The sequence below is a fragment of the Nocardia sp. NPDC023852 genome (genome assembly GCF_040639505.1).
Classification (GTDB): Bacteria; Actinomycetota; Actinomycetes; order Mycobacteriales; family Mycobacteriaceae; genus Nocardia.
Genome location: NZ_JBFAAB010000062.1, coordinates 1,948 through 4,376, shown reverse-complemented (window position 1 = coordinate 4,376; position 2,429 = coordinate 1,948). Strand labels below are relative to the sequence as shown.

General features: G+C 62.9%; 2 protein-coding genes. Both read right to left on the bottom strand.

Annotation, left to right across the window (positions count from 1 at the left end; translation table 11 throughout):
- Positions 1-440 precede the first annotated feature (440 nt).
- Complete coding sequence (locus AB0H00_RS31780; protein WP_357273598.1) at positions 441-1,862, bottom strand: hypothetical protein; 1,422 nt, start codon at positions 1,860-1,862, stop codon at positions 441-443.
- A 131-nt stretch (positions 1,863-1,993) separates the two neighbouring features.
- Positions 1,994-2,395: a hypothetical protein gene (locus AB0H00_RS31775; protein ID WP_357273596.1), complete on the bottom strand. Its 402-nt coding sequence runs from the start codon at positions 2,393-2,395 to the stop codon at positions 1,994-1,996.
- Positions 2,396-2,429: the final 34 nt, after the last annotated feature.

The following is a 2,429-nucleotide window of genomic DNA, read 5'->3' as shown; positions in this document are numbered from 1 at the left end:
ACCAAGTCCGGAAAGTCTCGGAGGCGTCAGACAAGGCCTCCCCGCCTCCGGGCAAACCCGGCAAAGCCGGGCGCCCGGAGCACTCACTCTTGACTCCGTCCCGTTCGGCTCCGTGCGACCCTCCGCCGGGGAGGCCAGAGGTGGATTGACCAGGAGTGACGCCCCGTTTGGCGGCCTTGCGGCACGCGTCATTGCAGTACCGCCTGGGGCGGCCCATCTTCGTCTCAAGGAATTCCGTGCCGCACGCGACACAGCTGGGACGCTGCACGTTCTCCGCAGCGGTTTCCGTTGATACCATCGATCGGTCTCCATTCAGTGGGAGCACCGCCCGGCGGACTTGTCAGGTTCGTGGCCGGGTAGACGTGAGGCCGGACCAGGTTGCAGTGGTCCGGCCTCGAGTCGTTTTCGGGCTCTTGTAGCCGAATTACATCGGCGTGACTTTAGTTGTCGGTCTTCTCGATCGGGCTGAGCAACGCCGTGGTGGCGTTGGCCGGGAGCAGGGCACGGTGGGCCTGGCCGATGGTGAGGCCGGGGCAGACTTCGGAGCGCACAAGGCCGGCGGTCTGGTCGCAGACGGCGGCGGCGATGGATTCTCGGCACAACGGTGACCGGAAGCGCGTAAAGCCTTTTCGCCGTTCAGCGACCATAGAGGCGACGCCGATGTACTCCTCAGCTTGGTAGCCGGTGGGGTTAGCGTCCGGGTAGTTCTTGATGTCGCTGCCGAGTGCGGCCTGCGCGGCTTCGTCGGTTTTGACGGCAAAGCAAACTGCAGCGTGCATGTTGTCGCGGATCATGGTCGGGATCGCGTCGCCGGTGCCTTTCTGGGTGGCGATGATTGGGAGGATCCCGACCGAACGGCATTTCTTGACCAAGTCGGCTACCTCGTGGGCGTTTTCGGCTGCGATCGCGTTACGGGCGGTGAGCTCCTTGTTGCCGGTGGCCCGGATCTGCTCGAAGTAGGTGTGTGCCTCGTCGATGACGACGACAACGAGCGGCCATTCCGGTGAAGGGCCGACGTCCCACATGTTCTTCACGCCGAGGGTCTGCCGGATGGTGGAGGAGCGCATCCGCCGGAACTTCTGGATCTCCTTGATCCAGCCGTTGAACTGGATCGGGTCGTCACCGATGACTGAGAGTGCGCGCGGCGCGACGTCCATGTAGTCGCCGTCGTGACCGGTTTCGACCTTGCCGTCGGCGACGAGGAACACGACGCTGTCGGACATGGCGAGATAGGTGATCAAGCCCAGGATGAATGAGGTTTTGCCATAAGTAGGCAGGCCGTAGACGCCGATGCCACTGCCGTTGTGCAAGCGGATTCGTGCGCCTTGGCCAAATTCGTCGACTCCGGCGGTGTAGTAGCGCAAGTCCGGGTGGTGCCGGGGGCCGCTGACCGCAAGCGGGATGGTGAGCGGATCTTTTCGGACTGCTCGGACGCGGACGATATTGGCCTCTGGCTGGTGCACGGCGACACGGGTCATTCCCCAGTAATTGGCCAAGTCATCGGCGTGATCTTCGAAGTCCTTCAGTTTGACCGAGGGGACCAGCTTGAAATCAGCTGTGACGCCGAAGATGTCGTTGGTGATCCGGACGAGTCTGGGTGTCCGGATCCGGGCTTCCTTGGCTCGGCTCTCGCTGGTCAGCATGGCCTGTCGCACGGTCGGGACGTCGTCGCGTAGATAGAGCTTGAGGTAGCGAGCGAGTCGGTTCCAAGTGCGCCGGACACGGGCAGCATCGCGATGGGTGCGCTTGAGGTCGGGATCTGTTGTGCACCAGTACTTTACGCCGAGTCCGTAGGACTGGATTCCGGCGTAGGCGAGGCCTGTAGTCGAGAGGGATCCGAGGATCTCGAAGGCTGTGAGCACGGGTTTGTCTCCTGGTCATTCAGTGGGTTGCCTGTCCGGACGGGGTTGCAGCCGTCCGGGTGGCTGGGTTTTTGGGGCTGCCGCGCCCTTCCCTCTGCGGGAAGGGCTTGCCTCGAATTATGTTGTGCTGCTTAGGATTCGGGGTTTGTACGGGTTGCTTTGGCATTCAGCGGCCGGACCTCGTCGGCGCGGTACCAGGTCGTTCCTCCGACGAGCTTTTCGCCGCCACGGTTGTCTTTGCGGACCTCCGGCGGGACGACGCCAACGACGAAGTTGACCAGCTGAACCGGGGTGTACTGGCCCAGGCCCTGACCGGGGTCGACGTTCGAAGCGACGTTCACCTTGATGACCTCGTGCTGGTCACCACCGAACTGGTCACGAAAGCCCGCAACCAACTGAACATCCCACTTCAGTCGACCATCCGGGGTCCGGTCCTGCTCGTCGGGCTTTCCGAACACGGTCTTCGGGATGGCTTTGAGAAAGGCAACGCCGGTGAAGGTGGCGGCCTGGTCGATGACAAAGGTCTGAGGCATGGTCGGGATCCTTTCGGGGCGAGATCCTCCAGTG